The organism is Nostoc sp., assembly GCF_036917395.1.
GTDB lineage: Bacteria > Cyanobacteriota > Cyanobacteriia > Cyanobacteriales > Nostocaceae > Nostoc.
In genome coordinates this window covers 139,892-158,948 of record NZ_JBALDI010000042.1, presented here as the reverse complement: position 1 = coordinate 158,948, position 19,057 = coordinate 139,892, and the positions used below count along the sequence as shown (strand labels likewise).

The window sequence follows — 19,057 nt, the reverse complement described above, 5'->3', positions numbered from 1 at the left end:
AAAATAATTTATTTTACTATAAACACACAGAGTACACAGAGATAAGAGATTTTTTGAGCAAAATTTTTACCCACCTCATGCTCAATAGAACCAAGTTTCATTCTGGATTAAAAATTTTGCCATATCTTGAGTGACAATAAGTAATATTGCCGTTTCCTGGAGATCAAAACTCGCAAACCGAAGGTGATTACTGTAGCATGACTAAATAATTGTGTCACCCACACGATAATTTTCCAAGATGGTAAAGCTTGATCGCTCAAAATCCGCACGAGAACTCTTCAATATTTCCAAATTAGCGATTCAGTTTTCGTGGCTGACGGTGAGTTTTTGGATTGCCGTAACGGTAGCTGGTATTCTGGCTTTCAGTTCTCTCAAGTATGCTTTGTTTCCAGATATTACCTTTCCAGTGGTGGTTGTGAATGCTACAGTTCCCCTGACAACTGCGGTGGATACAGAGGCGAAGCTCACCCAACCCCTAGAAGAACGTCTGCGCTCCCTAAAAGGACTGGAGAATATCCGCTCATCCACTTATCCTAGTCAAACTGCTGTTAGCCTTTCTTTTGCCGTTGGTACGAATTTAGAAACATCGACCAAAAAGGTTGAAACTGCCCTCAAACAGTTGACTTTGCCTCAAGGAGCAACTGCCAAAATTATTCCCTTGAATCTAAATGAGTCAGCCGCGATTAGCTATGCCATTGAGAGTCCCTCAAGGAATCTTACAGATTTGACAAAGTTGGCGAAAGACGAGATTGTAAGTGCGATTGCTAAACTACCAGGAGTCCTGAAAGTCTCACTACTGGGCGCTGCTACTGCAACTCCCCTAGCTCCAGCGAATGCAAGTGCTGCGGCTCCCCCCCAAGCAGGGGCGACATTAGTCAGGTTTAACGGGCAAGATGCACTGGCATTTCAGGTGATTAAACGTGGCAGTGCTAACACCTTGGAAGTAGTGAGTCAGGTTGAGAAAGAAGTCCAAAGGCTGCGATCTAGCCTCGATGATGTCAAACTCACTTTAGCTGCTACCCAAGCAGAATATATCCGCCAAGCCACCCAGTCAACAATCGATGCTTTGCTGGAAGCAGTCTTGTTGTCCATCGTGGTAATTTTTCCTTTTTTGTGGAATTGGCGAGCCACCCTGATTTCTGCCTTGGCAATTCCTACGTCTATTTTGGCGACGTTTATTGTCATGGCAATTTTTGGTTTCAACTTGGAAACGATTACGCTGTTAGCTTTAGCTTTGGTGATCGGTAGTATTGTTGATGATGCGATCGTGGATGTGGAAAACATCATGCGACACGTTGAAGATGGGGAAACTCCTCGCCAAGCAGCACTTTTAGCTACAAATGAGATTGGATTAACAGTCACCGCCGCCACCTTGACAGCAGTAGCGGTTTTTTTACCTATAGGTTTGATGGGTGGTGTAATCGGTCAATTCTTCAAGCCTTTCGGCATCACTGTTTCAGCCGCGATGCTTGCTTCTATGCTAGTTGCTCGGACTTTATCTCCAGTTCTGGCTATCTACTGGCTAAAACCTAAATCCTCGCTTTCCCCGCGTCGGGAAGCAAAAATTTGGGTGGCATTTACTCAATCTTACAGAAACTTGCTGAGTTGGTCTTTGAATCACCGGAAGATAGTTACCGGATTAGCTGTCCTCAGCTTCATTGCAGGTATAGTGCTGATTCCACTAATTCCCAAAGGTTTTATTCCCAAACTCGATCGCGGCGAATTCAATATTGCTTATACGGCTCCTTTGCCGAGTATCCCCGGAGGGGCAGGGGAACAGGGGGAGCAGGGGAGAAATCCCAGTCCGCAGTTCCCAATTCCTAACCCTTTGAACGATTCTCTTGAGGTTGCTAAAAAACTAGAAGATGTAGTCAGAAAATCACCGGCAGTTGAAACGGTATTTACTACTGTTGGTTCTCGTGAAGGTGAGCCGAATAAAGGCATACTATATGTAAAGTTAAAGGACAATCGCACAATCACAACTGCTGAACTACAAGACCAATTCCGCTCCTCCTTACCTGTCCTTTCTGGGGTAACTACCAGTGTTGAAGATATTCAATTTGTCGATTCTGGCGGTCAAAAACCTCTGCAAATAGCATTACGAGGTGATAATCTCCAAGCTCTGAGCAAAGCAGTCAAGGCAATTAAAGAGAGAATTCAGAGAATGCCGGGATTTGCCGATGTCACAGTTACAGGTGAAACGAATCCACAGGGCACGGTTTTTCAGATCGAGCGTCTGAATAATCAGCGTGTGGCATATGTCAGTGCTAATCTTGGCAAGAATCTATCCTTGGGTGATGCTACTGACAAAATGGTAGCTGAAGCTAAGGCGGTGTTACCGTATAATGTTTCCTTGAATTTAGGAGGAGATTCTGCTAGTCAAGGTGAGGTTTTTAGCAGTTTCGGCAGTACTTTAGCTCTATCTGCCCTGTGTATTGTTGTAGTACTAATTTTGCTATTCAAAAGCTGGATAGACCCTCTGGTAATTGGTGTCTCTTTGCCCTTGGCACTGGTGGGGGCGATGTTGGCACTACTGATCACCAAGAGCGACTTTGGGATGATCTCACTAATCGGTTTCGTCTTTTTACTGGGGCTGGCAAATAAAAATGCTATCTTGCTTGTGGATTACATCAACCAGTTACGCAGTGCTGGCTTAGACCGCACCGAGGCGATCCTCAACACGGGGCTAGTGCGCCTCAGACCAATTATGATGACCACTGCCTCCACTATTTTAGGGATGCTACCGATCGCCTTAGGTTTTGGTGCGGGTTCCGAATTGCGATCGCCTATGGCTGTAGCGATCGCAGGTGGACTTGTAACTTCAACTATCCTCAGTTTGATTGTTGTGCCAGTAGTCTACACTATTTTGGATGATTGGTTTCCCCGCAAGAAATTTTAGATTTTAGATTTTAGATTTTTGAACAGGTATGAATGGTCTGATTGAGAGATTTACATTACTAAGTTCCACTTAATTATTACAAAATATGTGTATCCAAAATTACAAAATAGGAAAATTCTAAGTTGATAAATCCAAAATCCAAAAGGGTTTTTGTGACTGGGGGTACGGGCTTTATTGGTGCCCACTTGGTACGGTTGTTGTTACAACAAGGATATGCCGTCAAAGCACTGGTTCGCTCAAGCAGCAATTTGGAGAATCTCCGTGGTTTGGAGGTGGAAATTGTCAAAGGCGATTTGAATGAACCAAATCTCTGGGAACAGATGGGAGGTTGTCAATACCTATTTCATGTGGCAGCCCATTATTCCCTATGGCAATCAGACCGAGAGTTACTCCATCGTCACAATGTCCTGGGTACGCGCAATGTGTTGGCAGCAGCTCGCAAAGCTAACATTGAGCGCACCGTTTACACGAGTTCAGTGGCAGCAATTGGGGTAGGATCATCTAGTCAAGTTGTCGATGAAACACATCAGAGTCCCTTAGATAAGTTGGTGGGTGACTACAAAAAGTCTAAGTTTTTGGCTGAACAAGAAGCTATGCAAGCTGTTGCTACAGGTCAAGAGGTAGTTATTGTCAATCCCAGCAGCCCGATTGGCTCGTTGGATATCAAACCTACCCCGACGGGTGATATAATTTTACGGTTTTTACGACGGCAAATGCCCTTTTACTTGGATACTGGTTTGAATTTTATCGATGTGCGGGATGTGGCATGGGGGCATTTACTGGCTTTGGAGCGAGGCAAATCAGGCGATCGCTATATCTTAGGTCACCAAAACCTCAGCTTAAAGCAACTGCTAGAACAACTCGCCGATATCACAGGTTTAAGCGCACCTCAACAAACAGTACCCGCTTGGTTACCCCTTAGTGTTGCCTGGGTTGATGAAAAGATTCTCGCACCTCTGGGGAAATTGCCTTCAGTGCCATTGGATGGCGTTCGGATGGCGAAACAACCTATGTATTATGATGCCGCAAAGGCTGTACGAGAGTTGGGTCTACCCCAATCTTCGCTGAATGCGGCCCTCAAGGATGCTGTAGATTGGTTTGTTGCTCAGGGATATGTCAACCCCTTTGGGGAATTCAAAATTCAAAATTCAAAATTCAAAATTAAAGACCCCCACAGATAAATCTTGGGGCTGAAAACGTGGTGTTTTGATCAACAGAGGAGTCATAAAATGGCAGTTAATCTACAACAAGCTATAGACATCGGGAAGTATCTGGTTACTCAACGTTTGAAAGGACGTAAACGCTTCCCTTTAGTATTGATGTTGGAACCTCTTTTTCGGTGTAATCTAGCCTGTACTGGTTGTGGTAAAATCCAACATCCAAAGGAAATTTTAAAGCAAAATCTCACCCCAGAACAGTGCTTTACCGCAGTGGAAGAGTGCGGCGCACCGGTTGTTTCAATTCCTGGAGGAGAACCTTTGCTGCATCCCCAGATTGATCAGATTGTCCAAGGATTAATTGAGCGCAAGAAATATATTTACTTGTGTACCAATGGTTTGTTGTTAGAAAAGAGCCTGGATAAGTTTCAACCTTCTCCTTACCTGACTTTTAGTGTGCATTTAGATGGGATGCGGGAGTTGCACGATGAATGCGTCGATCGCAAAGGTGTTTTTGATATTGCTGTCAAAGCTATTCGCGCCGCTAAAGCTAAAGGCTTTCGTGTCACTACCAACACAACTATCTTTGAGGGAACTGAACCTAAAGATATGCAAGAGTTCTTCGACTTTCTGAAAACACTAAATACTGACGGGATGATGATTTCTCCCGGCTACAGTTACGAGTGGGCACCAGATCAAGATCATTTTCTCCACCGTGAACAAACCCGCGCCCTCTTCCGGGAAATTCTAGCTCCATACAAAGCTGGTGAAAAAAACTGGAATTTCAATCACAATCCGCTGTTCTTAGATTTTCTGACTGGTGAGAAGGACTACGAATGTACGCCTTGGGGTAGCCCTAGTTATAGTGTTCTCGGTTGGCAAAAACCTTGCTATCTGCTGAACGAAGGTTATTACTCTACCTTCAACGAATTACTGGCAAAAACTGACTGGAGTCAATACGGCCAGAAGAGTGGTAATCCCAAGTGTGCGGATTGTATGGTTCACTGCGGCTACGAACCCACTGCTGCAATGGATGCAATGCAACCGCAAAATATGGCACGTGCCCTTGGTAGTGTGTTTGGCAGGAACTAGTAAGTAGTAAATGCTACATGTTTATAGGGGGCGATCGCTGCTTGGAAGTATTATGAGGTAGTTCGTAGCGATCAATGAATTGGTGTTAGCAAAGCGGGGCGTCAGCACTTGCTAAAATTACTTTTTAAGCTCCGCGTCCCCCCTCTTTGCCTCCCCGTTTATTCTTAATTAAATGTCTGGAAAGTTTTGAACCTTTTGCTGCCCTCTTCAAACTACTTTTGGCTAATTGATTCTGGAGTAATTGCAGCATATTGTTCAGGTGTCAACACAGCTTACTGAATATTGATTTTTTTAGGAATCACACCATATTTATAGAAGTAATCTGCAACTCGTTGTTGTTTTTTGTAAAGAAAGTTTTAGAGGCATTATTTACCTGGCTTTACTTGGAACACCAGTAAACTCAAACAACTGTTGCTCTTTGGGTGCAGCCAAACTTTCACCAAGGTAACGATGAATACCTACTCCCATATCTCCTGTTGCAGTGAGTTTGAAGTTCACTTCTTCAAATCCATATTCACGGAAAAATTTACGGACAGTCTCAGAGTGGGAAATACCGTTAGAGTGTCCACGAGTCCAAATCACAAAAGCACCTTGTTTGCTGAGAAAACTCAGGTTTGCCAGCAAGCGATTGAGTTCAGATTCATCAGCGAGATTGCCGAATACACCACATACAATCACAATATCTGCTGGTACTGCTCCTACATAGTTAGAGGAGATAGTTGCATCACCATTGATAAACTCAATTTGTTTTGTCAAACCCAACGATTCTATTCTTTCTTGTCCACGTTCAACTAGTTGTGGATTTAGCTCTACTAGTTGGGCATAAACATCTTTTGTCCGTGGGTGATTTGATAACGTTCCTAACAAATCTCGTCCATCACCCGCGCAAACACTAACTATACGGATTAACCCTGGTTGGGACAAATTCAAGCTATGGGAAATGTATTCCTGCACAATTTGCAGGCGTTGTTGCAATTTTGGTTCGTTCTTGTAGAGGTCGTGCCATTCAAACCAGTCTTTTACCATAAGAGGTGATTTCCGTTTCCATTAACTATGAGAAAAGCAAAGTGACAAACAAACTGGGCAAATTTAAACTACGATAAGTTTATCGACAAAACGTATTTTATGATTGAACGCAGATTATCATGGAAATTCATTCAAGATCAAGTCTTTTTTCTTTGTTTGTGAATCCGGCAATTTAACAGTTGAAAGCTTGCGAAACAGCTTTGTATTCCAATCGAGGAAAGCTCACAGAAATACTGGGCTGGAGTCGGTGCGACGAAAATAACACAGATGCACTACATATTTCAGTCCGATTCGGGCAAAGTTCAATTTTGTATTACTCAAAACTTAATTGCTCTGTATTTCTCCAGTCGGATAAAATATACTGCGGCAACTCGATACTTACTTAATAGTATTTGTGTTGTCTAGAACACCAATCCAGTAATCCTGAAGAATTTTTCCCCCTACCTTTCTCTTATGAGAAGAGGGGAGCAACGCAAAAAAGTGAGATCCTCATGAAATGAGCTTTCTTGCGTAAGTCCTGTAAATGTGGGTAAGTTTACCCTAAAGCTATTCTTTGTAACCCGCTAAAGCAGGCTTTATTTATATTGGATTGCAAATCTAGAGCTTCGGCTGCGCTAGTAATAATCCTAAGTCTGCCGATTTCATGGTTCACAGCGGCTATGAACTCATCCCTGCAATGGATGCAATGTAATCGTAAAATATGGCACGTGTCCTTTGCAATGTGTTTGGCAAGAGCTACGAAGTAGCCAATACTACACTAATTAAGTGTGCGATGCCTGCGGCGGGCTACGCCTACGCAATTATCCCATCTTTATGGGGTAGAGGAAAAAGTGTTAAGTTATGTAACTAAAATTCACAAACATAACAATAATTTGTAATAAATAATGATACAGCAGCATTGTATAAAGAGAACTTGAGAGTAAAAAACAACATCTTAATCAGGTTTTCCAGTCGTTCACAGAAGTTTTAAGTTTTTTAACAAAAGTTTTAATCTGAAAGCCTGGAGATCGTAAACTTATTTCTGGGATGTCTGTTTTAAACCTTTCGGAACTCGTCAGGCAGTGCGGGCATCAAAAAAAACTGAACCATTCAGTTTTGAGTCCAACTATTCTTAACGAAGCAAATTAGGAGATTTAAGGCAATGGTTTTAGATGCATTTGCAAAAGTAGTTACCCAAGCTGATACACGTGGGGAATACCTCTCCGATGCACAATTGGATGCATTGAGTGAACTAGTCAAAGATGGTAACAAGCGTACAGATGCCGTTAACCGGATTACCAGCAATGCGTCTGCTCTTGTTGCTGCTGCGGTTCGTGATTTGTGGGCAGAACAACCCCAATTGATCGCTCCCGGTGGTAATGCTTACACCAGCCGTCGCGCAGCTGCTTGCATCAGAGACTTGGACATCATTCTTCGCTATATCACCTATGCAATCTTTGCTGGCGATTCAAGCGTACTAGATGACCGTGCCCTCAATGGATTGCGGGAAACCTACTTGGCATTGGGAACTCCAGGAGCGTCAGTTGCTGTTGGTATTCAGAAGCTGAAACAAGCTTCCCTGGCCATTGTCAACGATACAAATAACATCACCAGAGGAGATTGCAGTGCTCTGTCATCTGAAATAGCTAGCTATTTTGATCGTGCTGCTGCTGCTGTGGCTTAAGCCAAGCATTGCTGATGTTGACTAAATAATTGTCCATAGGACAAAACAAAATTTCAACCATAAAGTTTTGAAAGGGAGATACCAAAATGTCAAAAACACCTCTAACTGAAGCAATTTCATCGGCTGACTCTCAAGGTCGCTATCTCAGCAGCACCGAGATTCAAGTTGCTTTTGGTCGCTTCCGCCAAGCGCCAGCTAGCTTACAAGCAGCAAAAGCATTGAGCGGTAATGCTCAACGCTTGACCGAAGGTGCTGCTCAAGCGGTGTATAACAAGTACCCTTACACCACTCAACAACAAGGTCCCAACTTCGCAGCTGATGCACGCGGTAAAGGCAAGTGTGTACGTGATATCGGCTATTACTTGCGGATTATCACATACGCTTTAGTTGTTGGTGGCACAGGTCCCTTGGATGATTTCTTGATTTCTGGCTTGGCTGAAATCAACCGGACTTTTGATCTATCTCCTAGCTGGTACATTGAAGCCCTCAAGTACATCAAAGCTAACCACGGTCTAAGCGGTGATCCAGGTGTTGAAGCCAATTCCTACATCGACTATGTAATCAATACTCTAAGCTAGAGTATTTCTTTAGCCCGGAGAGGAAATCAGCTCTTATGACAAGGAAGTTCTATGAGTTGTTTACCTCTCCGGGCAGTTTTATTTTCAAAAGACTGTTAAAAGACTAGAAAAAAATTTTCTAAAAAGTTTTCAGTTTTGCAGTTAAAACTGAGGAGGTTTTAAAGATGGCAGCTTTGGGACAAGCAGCAAGATTAGGAATTGGAGCATTTGAAAACTCACCACTGGTAGAACTACGTCCTGATCGAACAGAAGAGGATGTGGCAGTGGTTATCCGGGCGGCTTACCGTCAGGTTTTGGGTAATGCATATATACTGGAAGGAGACCGTCTAGAGAGTGCAGAATCGCTGTTGCAGCAAGGTACAATCTCCGTGCGGGGATTTGTGCTAGCCATTGCTCAATCAGAACTCTATCGGGATAAGTTTTTCCACTCCAACTCACAAACTCGGTTTATCGAGTTGAATTATAAGCATTTATTGGGGCGTGCCCCGGAAGATGAGTCAGAGATTTCTTTCCATGTTGAGCTTTACAACTCAGAAGGTTACGAAGCTGAAATTAACTCTTACATTGACTCATTAGAATATCAAGAGAATTTTGGCGAAAATATTGTGCCCTACTATCGAGGCTTTAAAAGTCAAGTAGGACAGAAAAATGTTGGCTATAGCCGACTGTTCCAACTGTATCGGGGTTATGCCAATAGCGATCGCGCCCAAGGACAAAAACAAGGACGGCTAACCTGGGAAGTAGCTAAGAATTTGGCTTCACCCATTTACCCAGTCTCCGCCGGAGCCTTAACAGGCCTCTCTACAGGTGGTCGCGGCGAAACATACCGGATTAGAGTGCTACAAGCAGCTTCCCCGAACTCAGCTGTAGTGCGGCGAGGGACTGCGGAATTGATCGTTCCCTACGAGCAACTTTCTAGTAAATTGCAGCAGTTGAATCGCAAGGGCAGTAAAGTGATTAGCATTACTGCCGTATAAATAGAGAATCGAAGGGGAGTAGAGAGTGGGGAGGAGCTACTGCGGTCTTGGAGTTTACCCAAGTGGAGCAAGTAGCATTAGGGAGTAGGAATCACTACTCCCCATTCTCCACTCACTACTCCCCTTAGCAATTACTAATTACAAAAGGAGAATTACCAATGGCTATTACAACAGCAGCGTCTCGTCTGGGGACAGAGCCTTTTACTGATCAGTCTCCTGTAGAATTGCGTCCAAATGCAACCAAAGAAGACATAGAGAGAGTAATTGCTGCTGTCTATCGTCAGGTGTTGGGCAACAACTATATATTGGCAGCTGACCGCCTCACAAGTGCTGAATCTATCCTGCGTGATGGAAAAAGTACAGTGCAAGAGTTTGTGCGTCAAGTAGCTAAATCAGAACTGTACAAATCCAAGTTTTTCTACGACAATTTCCAAACTCGCGTCATCGAACTGAACTATAAACATTTGTTGGGTCGTGCCCCCTATGATGAGTCTGATGTGGTTTATCACTTAGACTTGTATCAAACCAAGGGATATGAAGCCGACATTGATTCTTACATTGATTCGCCAGAGTATCAATCTAACTTTGGTGAAAATATTGCGCCTTACTATCGCGGGTTTGAAACCCAAACAGGACAAAAAACTGTCGGATTTACCCGGATATTCCAACTTTATCGCGGCTATGCCAGTAGCGATACCTCCCAACTCAAAGGCAAAGACACCCGCCTAGCCAGCGAACTAGGTCGCAATAGTGCATCCGTCGTTGTTCCTCCCTCCGGTGGTCCCTCAGGCTTTTCATACGTTGCTTCCGAAAAAGGTGTTACCCCCAACAGTACTTTCGGTGGCGCGGGAACTTTTGGTAAAGAAGGCAGACTTTACCGCATTGAAGTGGCAGGCGTTTTTGGTTCTGGGTATCCGAGCACACGCCGTGTCAATCAAGCGGTGGTTATACCATATGAAGAACTATCAAGTTACTTCCAGAGAGTGGTAAAACAAGGTGGTAAAATAGCGAGTGTGAAACCCCTTTAGTGTCAATAGTCATTAGTCATTAGTCATTATTAAAGACAAAAGACTAATGACAATTTAAAATTTGGAATTAATTTTATGCTTGGACAAATTAGTAGTAGAACTAGTAGTCGCTACTTTCGGTATGAAGTAGTCGGTCTGCGCCAAAGCGAAGAAAGCGAAAAAGTAAACTATCCGATTCGTTCTAGTGCCAGTGTGTTTTTCACAGTGCCTGAGAATCGGATGAATCAAGAAATGCAGCGGATTACTCGCTTGGGTGGCAAAATAGTCAGCATTCAGCCATTGAACGCTGAAGCTAAAACAGATAGCGGACAGAGCAATCCTCCTTCTTCTAATGAATCCCAGTCCGCATAAATTTGAAGATTTATCACCGACAGGTGACTTTACCAACGATGAATCTTTAACAGTAGAGCAAGCGATCGCTAATCTTGAAAGTGCAGATTTAGGCTTGCGGTTTTATGCTGCCTGGTGGTTGGGTAGGTTTCGGATAGGTGAAGCAGCTGCGATTACAGGACTGATCAAAGCTTTAGAGGATGAAGCCGACAGGACACCAGAAGGCGGATATCCTCTGCGACGGAACGCAGCTAGAGCCTTAGGAAAACTAGGCGATCGCCAGGCAGTATTACCTTTAATTAGGTGTTTAGACTGCTCAGATTTTTATGTCCGGGAAGCAGCGGCACAATCCTTAGAAATGCTAGGCGATCCGGTTTGTATTCCCGCCCTAATCAAGCTATTACAAGTAGGTTTGCAGGATGGGCAACTCATATTAAAGCAGCCTGATTTATCTCAACCCTACGACGCAATTTTAGAAGCCTTGGGAACTTTGAGGGCAACTGAGTTCATCCCTTTGGTAAAAGCATTTTTAGAGCATTCAATCGAATTAGTGCAATATGCTGCCGCACGAGCCATGTATCAATTGACCCAAGAACCAGTTTATGGAGAACGGTTGGTACAAGCTCTGGCGGGAGAGAAATTGCAATTGCGTCGGGCAGTGTTAGCAGATTTGGGAGCGATTGGATATCTACCCGCAGCAGATGCGATCGCCCAGACTCTTGCTGAAAATAGCCTAAAGCTAATTTCTCTTAAAGGATTATTAGAACATCAAGTTAACCACATAACACCAGGCACTTTCTCAGAAGGTGCGATTAAAGTCATCAATTTGATGGATTCGCTGTTGTAGTGATAAATTCTAGATAATCAGTTGTCATTAATCCGTTTAAACTAATTAAATATTTACCACACATAAACCCCCAACCCAACTGCAAAATCAGGGCTAGGGGTTTATGTATGATATAAACTACGGATAGCTTAAGCTACAATTGGCTGACAACTAATTACCCATGAAAAATTATTATGAATAATAGTGATCTTGCTGAAATATTGATCCGGGCTGTGGAAGAAGCAGATTCCTCGGATCGCTTATTAGATGCAGTTCAAGAGTTAGCAGCAGCTGGTATAGAGGAAGCTGTTCCCACACTAATTGCGGCTTTGGGCTACAACAATCCAGGGGCGGCGGTGGCGGCGGTAGATGGATTAATTGCGATCGGGGAAGTTGCAGTACCGCCACTATTGGAACTAATTGATGACTACAACTACGGCGCTAGAGCCTGGGCAATTCGTGCCTTAGCGGGAATTGGCGATGTCCGGGCGCTGGATACTTTGTTAGAGGCAGCAAAAAACGATTTTTCCTTAAGTGTACGGCGGGCAGCTGCCAGGGGATTAGGCACTTTGCGCTGGCATCAAGTACCGCCTGAGAAACTGGAATCTGTTCAGACTCAGGTATTAGAGGCGCTATTAGTAATTTCTCAAGATCCAGAGTGGGTAGTGCGCTATGCGGCAGTGACGAGTTTAGAAACATTAGCCATTGCAGTGGCAGTCACTTCACCTGATCAAGCGTCGCGGATTACAAATCAACTCCAGCAAATGCTCGATACAGATGCCGATCTCGGAGTTCGCACCCGTGTAAAGTTTGCACAGGAAAAAATTCAGCAGCAACAACATCAACAACAACATCAAGAAGTGTTTGCACCTAAAAGAAAGTTAGAAGAGACTGAAGTCAATGAAGTGCCTTATCGTGGCGCTGGAAGACGTTAAGCAATTCGTTTATTGCCGATTCCAATTGCATAGAATACAGCCTGTCGTGAATGTTTACTGAAAGTTTCACTTTTCCAACTTGAAGTTTCATGTTCCAAGCTTGGGCTTTCTGGCGCTATCGTATTCAGGGCAAAAATGACCTATGGGTTTGATGTGGAGGTAAGCCGCCGCGTCAAATCAAAAGTTTTATCTAGGCTATTGAGAAACTGTGTTACTTCAAGGAGTGAAAGTCACAAAAACTGATCCTTATCAGGGGTGGGAATGCTTTCACTCTTACAGCTTTTTGGCATAGATGATTTAGAACCTGCGAGCGCTTCACGCAAACAGACTCAAAAGCAGTATGAAAGAGAGTTTAGAACTGATTCGTAAAGAAAATCTTAAGGATACCCAATTCATTTTTGTCAAAAACGGGGGTGAAAAACACAATTTTGATGTCATTGCGATCGCACTTACAAGATGACGAACAATTTGCCAGCTGATTATCCAGTCTTTATCAAAAACCACATCCTGAAGCCAAAGACTGGATTTCTCCCTGGATATTGCCACGGGCAGATGGTTCGGCGAACTCTAACATTAAAGGCGTAAAGTAGATAGGCGATCGCTGTAAAAATCGTTCTAAAACCTGCCCACGACCTGTGATATAATCTGCCTCTGCCACCCAGCTATATTCCTGGCGAATCGCATGGGCGTATTCCAGATATTGGACTGGGTTAGTAGCCAAAATCGCTAAATCTGCATCAAGCAGGACTTGGCTATCATAGTCATCCACCGCAGCTTGGTGGACTTTAGTGTTCAGAATCAGACGCGTGACAATAGTTATCGTACTTTCTGGAATACCCAAATTACTCAGCAATTCAAAAGCATAGTCTGCGCTTCGTTGTTCATTATCTTGAGCTTCAGTGTCATACACTACATCGTGAAACCAGGCAGCTAGTTGAACAGCAGCTAAGTTGTTCGTGTAGCCTTGCAAAATCTGAATTATGCTCAGGATGTGATCAATGTGTTTGAGTGTGTGGTAGTAGCGACCAGGGGTAGAGTAAGCTGCAACCAAGCGATTAAAGGCTTTCTCAGCCGCTACCTGGTCAACGCCAAAGGGTTTGAGTGTGTGTTGCCAGTTAGAAAATAAAATATCCATGAAGTTTTCTGTAGGCATAGAGTGAGTATACCCATTCTTAGTATTGGAAAAATAAGTACATGCTATTAAAACAGCAGTAGAAGACTTCAAGTAGAACCTCACCTTCTAACTCCGTTAACAGAAAGAGGGGACATTTCCTCCCTTTACTTGCAGCTACGGTGTACACACTATGACCAGCATAAGTTTCAATTCTAGTAGTTTCGTAGGGTGCGTTATGGACACGCCGAAATAACAAATGAGTTCGCCGAAATAACAAATGAGTTCACCGAAGCAACAAATGCGTTCGCCGAAGCAACAAATGCGTTCGCCGAAGCAACAAATGCGTTCGCCGAAGTAACAAATGCGTTCGCCGAAGTAACAAATGCGTTCGCCGAAGTAACAAATGCGTTCGCCGAAGTAACAAATGCGTTCGCCGAAATAACAAATGAGTTCGCCGAAATAACAAATGAGTTCGCCGAAGTAACAAATGCGTTCGCCGAAGTAACAAATGCGTTCGTATGGCTAATGACAGATTATTGAGAATCAATTGCGCGTTACTCTTTACTCAATCGAGCCTAACGCAGTACTCGGTATCTCGGCAGACACCTTAGTACCTAACCGACCATGATGTGACCTCTATTATATCCCTTCCCCCAATTCCTCTAACAGTACACCAGCCTCTTCATAGGCAACCTTGTAGGTGTAATTAGGGGGGCCATCGCAGGTTGCTAACTGTCGTGCTTGCGTTGCATGAAATAACGCCTTTTCTCTGTCGCCATTTGCTAGTGCTAGCTGTGCCAGAAACAGATGTACATCTGCCCCTTGCAACACATAACCACAGCGTTCTGTTATTGTCAGCGCTTCCTCAGTCAGCCTTTGCGCTTCATCTCGCTTTCCTGTTGCTAACCGCAGTCGGGCTAGTTCCAGCAGAATATTTGCCTCCAATTGTACTAAATTAATCGCACGACAACGGGTTATTGCCTCAGTTAAATGGCGATCGCTCTCCTCTATATTGCCGTTAACTCGGTGGGCTGCACCTAGTAGCCAATATGCCTGCACATAGTCCTCTACATCAGGATATTTTCTGCGTGCGTACTCATTTGCTAATTCTAGTGATCGCTGGGCTGCGACTAGGGCAGTGGCAACGGGATTAGTATCTTGTTCTGTGATTTGGGACTCGCGGTTTAATAATGTACCAATAAAGTTTTGGATTCTTCTTGATATAGATTGTCTAGCTGGTATTCTATTTTTACGCAAGTCCCTTTGCTCTACTAGATGGAGTAAGGTAGTAGCCCGTATTAAAAGCAGTGCTTTTAATGCTCGATATGCCCATATAAGTACTTGCTGTCCTATTTCTCCATTCTCCTCAACTATTGCCAAGGCTGTTGACAATTCTGCTTCTGCCTCAGCCCATATCCCCCGGTAGGCTAAGTGTTTTCCTAATTCCCGATACCCCCACGCCTCGATTGAATTACTTTTAATCTGTTGAGAAAGTACAATATAGCGGCGCAACTTGGTATCGGCTGCTTGCAGGTTGCCCAAATCTAATTGAACTACGGTTAAGTTTCTCAAGCAAATGTCAGAGTTTGTTTTGTCGTTTTGTTCCTCACTTATTTTAATAGCTAGCCCATAGGCAGATATTGCTTTATGGGGCTGACCACTGTTAATGTAGTTATTTCCAAGTAATATCAGTGTCCAAACATGATTGTACTTACTCGTCAGTAGCGGCAGTTGCTCTTCAGGATTAGGGAAGAGGGCTTTGAGGAGTTCAATATTCAACAGGTATGCACCAAATTGTATTCTAGCGGTTTCTCCGATACGATCATAGAATAACTCAAAAGCCTCATCATACTGCCCAGCCTTTACCATATGATGATATAGCTCAATCACAGGATTCAAATCATCCAAACTCTGCACTCGCTCTGGTGGCGGTACTGCGGCAAAGTAGTCTCGCAGTTGACTATGTACGAAACTGCGCTCGTTACTGCCGAGGCGGTCATAAGCGTAGCGGCGAACAATGGGGTGCAGGTCATAGCGGTGATTTGGCTGGTCATGCTGGAGTAAGCCTCGACTCACCAAGTCTTGCAAATCAGCATCAAGACTATTATTCTCCTGTTCGACGGCTATTTCCCTTAAATTCTCGTAAGCCACCGAACCCCGGAAACAGGCAATTTGACTCAATAACTTTTGGCGTTTTGGCGTTAAGCTGTCGTAGGTTTGCTGCAAAACATGGTGCTGGCGTTGCACTAACTGACCAGTGACATCTAAACGTGCTGCTGCTGCAATATCACCAGGTTGTTGAGCATCCTGAACAATTAAGCCAGCTAATAGGCGCAGGCTCAGAGGGTGAAAGCCATAATATTCTCCAGCTTGCTTAATTTCTATATGATTACCCCGCACTCCTTGGGTAAGGAAGAACTGCACTACATCGTCCGGCTGCATCTGCTTTAGTTCCTCTGAGTTGCAGCCTGGTAGCAATTCATCCTCACTCACTTCCACAACACGAGGACGCAGGCGAGTGGTCATCAACACTTTACCTGGAATCCCGGTTAATTTAGCTAGAGAACCCAAGAAATATTCAGCCGTGGGGTTAACGCAGTCTCGTGCATTGTCCCCGTTGTCAACATGTGCATCTTCATCACCCTGATAGGCGGCTGACATATTGCCATAAACCCGCAGCAACCGCTCAAAACCATCCAAAATCAACAGAACTCGTGACTGGCGCAGCCAATTTAGCAGTGTATCCACTTGCTCACGCGCTGGGATAGAACCTTTATCTGAAGTTTCACCGCTCAAATAGTCCAGTGTCTTTTGTAAAAAGCTGTCAAACCCAGCATCAGTTTCATAGAAACTCCACCAGACAACTCGCTGCCAATGTTCTCGCTTGACATCACGCAGCAGCCAATACCAACTTAAAGCGCTCTTGCCAAAGCCACCCAAAGCCTGCAATATAAATAATGAGTGAACCCGATCATGCTCCAACCACTGACTCAGCATTTGCCGCTCAACTTCTCTCCCTGTAAAGTTCGGTGGCATCGGGTAGGGATGAGGGATGAACCATTGTTTTGGTGGTGATTCAATTTCTTGAGATGCGGAAGTAGTTGATTTACCCAAGGCTGCAAGTAATTGCTTCCAGGCAACATCTAAATTATTAGGTTCGGCAAAATCTATATAATTGAGGTAGCTTAAAGGCGGTGGAAATGCAAATTTATCTTTACGTAAAACAATTAAACGACTCGCCCAATTAGATATTTCTAGCTTGTATAGCACAGATTGCTCGAACTGAGTCCAGACATCGTTTAAGTAATCTGGTGAAAGAATCAGCAGTATTTTGCGACTAGTTTGCACTGCTTGTTCTATTTCAGCAGCTAAAAAATCACCTAACTCAATATTGCGAAAATCAACCCAAATTCGTAAGCCTTGTTTCTCTAAATCTGGTGATAGTTCGTTTTGTACCCATTCTCGGTCTTTAGGACTGTAATAAATAAAAACATCATGAGCAAAAAAGCGCTCTAAAGGTTCGACAAAAGGCAGCTTTTCCACTTCTTGCTGCATCTGCAAAATATTATTATAAAACTGCCAATCTTTTCTATCTGTAGCAATTGCCAATAATTTATCTCGCCACTGAATTGCTGCCGCTAAATTTCCAGCAACGGCATGACAAAAAAATGCTTCTGCGGCAACTGTTAAATTGTTATTATGAGATTCATAGACTGATGCCGCTCTTTTTGCCCCATCCTTGAGTAAGTCTGGTTGTCTAACAATGTAACGTTCTAATAATCCTTCACGGGTCAAATCGTGATAAGTCAATCCATAGGTGACAGAGGCAATAAAAGGAAGCGATTTTAACTGTTGATAAACTTCTCTTGCCTGATTTGAATTAGTTTCTGGCAAAAGTGCTTCAACAATTTGTTGGTTAAACCAATGCAAAATGACACAACGCCGTGCGACTAAAGCTGTTGCTGTTGGCAAGCTGTTAAAAACTGACTCAGCCACAATTGCAGCTTTTTCTGCTGAATTCTTTGCTGCTAGTAACTCTTGTAACACTGAATCATCCATTTAATACTCCCTGTGGTACAAATTTCCGGGCGTACCCAGCAAACATTCCAGGATTGTAATCAAAGGCCGAAGCAAAATCTTTAATAGACTGTTCTACCAAATCAGCATTAATTTGTTGGCAATACTTAACATATTCCTGCACGTCTTGCACTGCTTTTAACTCATAGCTATAACAATTGACAGCATAACTACCATATGCTTCTGGAAACGAACGTCCCGCTACAATTACCCTTACATGCTTCAAGGGAGCAAGCTTATTTAAGAGATTATCCATTAACCAAGTTTGCGTGTTGGAGTCAGCATCATTGACTGAATCAAACAAAAATAAACATTTTCTTGAAGCTATCTGATACAAATCAGTCACAAATTCATTAGTCAGGAGTTGAACCATATGCCAATTATCCTGAGCAGGAGCAGCCTTAGCATCAATTTTGATCTCAGAAAAAAATGCCTTAACCCCTTCAACTTTGACTATTGGTTTGTAAATCAACTCTTTGTAGGCGGTAGAGTAGTTAGGAAAATCAACCCCATAAGCTGTAGTTAACCTAGACCGAGCAAGATCAAGAAAGTCCATGATTGTCTGGTTCTTGTTTCGGAGGTCAATCACAGCACAACAAGCTTGGTGGTGTTGACAAAGTTCTGGAAAAACTTTAGTCAATAGGTGACTTTTGCCCATATTCGCATCACCTATGAGGCGTAACACCCGATACTTGCTATCTGGCTTCATGAATTCGTGAAACTGCTTAATAATGCTATGAGCATTGATTGTTGTGTGTGTCATGAAAAATAGTCAGTCGCGTGTATCAATATCAATCTTGGAACCAAGTGTGAAAATGTCGCTGAGACTAACACCACTTCCTTTTGACCTGATTACGGAAGCTATTGCCCTCAGACGAGTCGTAGTTACTTTATCAGGATTGACTGGGGTTGTCTGCTGAGTTCCCGGATTTCCGGTAGTTGGCTGTGGTGGTATGGCTGTTGGCGCTGGCACTTGTATTTTTTCACCCAACCACCAGCCAACTAGTGCGCCTACTAATAAACACCCGACTAACCACCAGGTTGATTGTCTGCTGAACTTATCCGAAAAAACTTGCTGTTGAATCGCCGCCGAGAGCAAGTTGCCGACGAGATTAACGACTAAGCCAACAACAACTCCAGCGATCGCATACACAGATTTGGACACAGTAGTTTTTCTCTTACTAGATGGTAGAGTTTACAGTAGTTTTTATGTATTTAATCTACATCTGTGGTAGGGGTCTTGCGCCCCTACGATAGAATATTTTTTTAATTGCAAGTCCCTAGAACAGCACGGCGTAAGTAAATTGTTTCTCACCTTTGGCGAATATTCCGAATTACGAATTCACCGTGATGGT

The 19,057-nt window shown here is 43.6% G+C and carries 16 protein-coding genes; 11 read left to right on the top strand and 5 right to left on the bottom strand.

The window, feature by feature from the left end:
* Positions 1-238: 238 nt before the first annotated feature.
* The 3 genes from V7K46_RS15220 (at position 239) to hpnH (ending at position 5,148) form a co-directional block, all read left to right on the top strand.
* Positions 239-2,899, top strand: coding sequence for an efflux RND transporter permease subunit (locus tag V7K46_RS15220; protein WP_335114431.1), 2,661 nt, complete (start codon positions 239-241; stop codon positions 2,897-2,899).
* Positions 2,900-3,021: 122 nt separating this feature from the next.
* A complete protein-coding gene (gene hpnA, locus V7K46_RS15215) occupies positions 3,022-4,080 on the top strand; it encodes a hopanoid-associated sugar epimerase (protein WP_335114429.1) in 1,059 nt (352 codons plus the stop codon).
* Positions 4,081-4,128: 48 nt separating this feature from the next.
* Complete coding sequence (gene hpnH / locus V7K46_RS15210; RefSeq protein WP_334794488.1) at positions 4,129-5,148, top strand: adenosyl-hopene transferase HpnH; 1,020 nt, start codon at positions 4,129-4,131, stop codon at positions 5,146-5,148.
* 369 nt (positions 5,149-5,517) lie between these two features.
* Here hpnH and V7K46_RS15205 read toward each other — a convergent pair whose 3' ends face one another.
* Positions 5,518-6,174 (bottom strand): class I SAM-dependent methyltransferase family protein, encoded by a 657-nt coding sequence (locus tag V7K46_RS15205; protein WP_335114426.1) that lies wholly within the window; start codon positions 6,172-6,174, stop codon positions 5,518-5,520.
* Positions 6,175-7,315: 1,141 nt separating this feature from the next.
* Between V7K46_RS15205 and V7K46_RS15200 the strand changes: the two genes are divergently transcribed.
* From V7K46_RS15200 to V7K46_RS15170, 7 genes are all read left to right on the top strand, one after another.
* On the top strand, positions 7,316-7,837 hold the full coding sequence (locus tag V7K46_RS15200) for a phycocyanin subunit beta (protein WP_273763451.1): 522 nt from the start codon (positions 7,316-7,318) through the stop codon (positions 7,835-7,837).
* 86 nt (positions 7,838-7,923) lie between these two features.
* Entirely contained in the window at positions 7,924-8,415 is a 492-nt protein-coding gene (gene cpcA / locus V7K46_RS15195) for a phycocyanin subunit alpha (protein ID WP_335114424.1), read from the top strand.
* Positions 8,416-8,579: 164 nt separating this feature from the next.
* Positions 8,580-9,392, top strand: coding sequence for a phycobilisome linker polypeptide (locus tag V7K46_RS15190; RefSeq protein ID WP_335114422.1), 813 nt, complete (start codon positions 8,580-8,582; stop codon positions 9,390-9,392).
* A 158-nt stretch (positions 9,393-9,550) separates the two neighbouring features.
* On the top strand, positions 9,551-10,420 hold the full coding sequence (locus tag V7K46_RS15185) for a phycobilisome linker polypeptide (RefSeq protein ID WP_335114420.1): 870 nt from the start codon (positions 9,551-9,553) through the stop codon (positions 10,418-10,420).
* 75 nt (positions 10,421-10,495) lie between these two features.
* Entirely contained in the window at positions 10,496-10,771 is a 276-nt protein-coding gene (locus V7K46_RS15180) for a phycobilisome linker polypeptide (RefSeq protein ID WP_335114418.1), read from the top strand.
* Positions 10,752-11,597, top strand: a complete 846-nt coding sequence (locus tag V7K46_RS15175; protein ID WP_335114416.1) for a HEAT repeat domain-containing protein — start codon at positions 10,752-10,754, stop codon at positions 11,595-11,597. Before V7K46_RS15180 ends, V7K46_RS15175 begins: the two co-directional genes overlap by 20 nt.
* A 173-nt stretch (positions 11,598-11,770) precedes the next feature.
* Positions 11,771-12,511, top strand: coding sequence for a HEAT repeat domain-containing protein (locus V7K46_RS15170; protein WP_335114414.1), 741 nt, complete (start codon positions 11,771-11,773; stop codon positions 12,509-12,511).
* A gap of 493 nt (positions 12,512-13,004) precedes the next feature.
* Here V7K46_RS15170 and V7K46_RS15165 read toward each other — a convergent pair whose 3' ends face one another.
* Positions 13,005-13,664, bottom strand: a complete 660-nt coding sequence (locus V7K46_RS15165) for an HD domain-containing protein (RefSeq protein WP_335114412.1) — start codon at positions 13,662-13,664, stop codon at positions 13,005-13,007.
* A gap of 189 nt (positions 13,665-13,853) precedes the next feature.
* Here V7K46_RS15165 and V7K46_RS15160 point away from each other — a divergent pair, with 189 nt between their 5' ends.
* On the top strand, positions 13,854-14,165 hold the full coding sequence (locus V7K46_RS15160) for a hypothetical protein (protein ID WP_335114410.1): 312 nt from the start codon (positions 13,854-13,856) through the stop codon (positions 14,163-14,165).
* A 99-nt stretch (positions 14,166-14,264) separates the two neighbouring features.
* Here V7K46_RS15160 and V7K46_RS15155 read toward each other — a convergent pair whose 3' ends face one another.
* From V7K46_RS15155 to V7K46_RS15145, 3 genes are read right to left on the bottom strand one after another with little or no spacing between them, the layout of a single operon-like run.
* Entirely contained in the window at positions 14,265-17,684 is a 3,420-nt protein-coding gene (locus tag V7K46_RS15155; protein ID WP_335114408.1) for a toll/interleukin-1 receptor domain-containing protein, read from the bottom strand.
* A complete protein-coding gene (locus V7K46_RS15150; protein ID WP_335114406.1) occupies positions 17,677-18,465 on the bottom strand; it encodes a hypothetical protein in 789 nt (262 codons plus the stop codon). Before V7K46_RS15150 ends, V7K46_RS15155 begins: the two co-directional genes overlap by 8 nt.
* Positions 18,466-18,474: 9 nt before the next feature.
* The gene (locus V7K46_RS15145) at positions 18,475-18,867 is read right to left on the bottom strand and encodes a hypothetical protein (protein WP_335114404.1); all 393 of its coding nucleotides are present in this window, start codon (positions 18,865-18,867) and stop codon (positions 18,475-18,477) included.
* Positions 18,868-19,057 lie beyond the last annotated feature (190 nt).